Below are 976 nucleotides of genomic sequence, written 5' to 3' on the forward strand. Positions count from 1 at the left end.
ATCTTAACGCTAGAAGACCCCGCAGATATGCTGTCAGGCGGCCCGATACAAACGAGTTTGTCACCTTTTCTCGCGGCAGGGATGCCTCCTATTTTTACATTTGGAGAACCCATAACAACAGGACCTCCAACATGAGGGATCTTGCCTGTTTTCTTTGGACAAAGGTGAAAACTTCCAATCACTGCTGCTGGTTTACTCATTCTCAGTTCCCTCTTAATTCAAAGAGATTTGTCCTGCTTTCAATGCGATTACAGAGCCATTGATAGAAATCTTGTTGCCCTTAATGTTGATTTCGCCAGAACTCGACATTTGAATTGAGGCTCCACCGACTTTAATTTCAATACTTTTCCCTGCATTGAGGGACAACACTTTTCCAGTGTCAGAGGTATAGTTTTCTCCCACTTTTAACATCGCATTTTTTCCAACGTCTTGAGTGACATCGTTGGTTACTTTCTCAACTTTATTGTTCTCAACCACAATATCTACGCAGTCTTCGACTAACATTTGGAACAACTTTTCTGCGTGAAGGTAAATGTGTTCTTCGCCAGGTTTATCTTCAAAGCGTAGCTCGTTGAAATTGGCGTTTCCTTTTTGAACTGAGCGGGACTTAAAACCGCTTTGAGAACTTTTCTCTGGAAGAGAATACGGGGGCAACTGGCTCCCGTTATACAGCGCACCCGTGACAATAGGTTGATCTGGGTCGCCATTCACAAACTCTACGATAACCTCTTGCCCTACCCGAGGATGAAACACCGCACCCCATCCATTTCCGGCAACACTTTGAGCAACTCGAATCCAACACGAACTATTGACATCGTACTTACCCAAACGATCCCAATGGAACTGTACTTTTATTCTGCCATGTTTATCAACGTATACCTCACCGTCTTTCTTAACAGTCACAATGGCTGATTGAAGACCTTTAATTTGCGGTTTAGGGTAAGTCACCGCCGGCCTTAAAATGGTTTTAGAGTCC

The 976-nt window shown here is 43.9% G+C and carries 2 protein-coding genes; both read right to left on the minus strand.

The annotated features are described in order from the left end of the window. On the minus strand, positions 1-200 hold a 200-nt coding region (locus tag R8N47_RS23860; protein ID WP_318185931.1), incomplete at its 3' end, for a PAAR domain-containing protein. A gap of 13 nt (positions 201-213) precedes the next feature. After that, a partial coding sequence (gene tssI / locus R8N47_RS23865; protein ID WP_318185932.1) for a type VI secretion system tip protein TssI/VgrG occupies positions 214-976 on the minus strand: 763 nt, incomplete at its 5' end.

This window comes from Vibrio sp. 2132-1 (assembly GCF_033344315.1).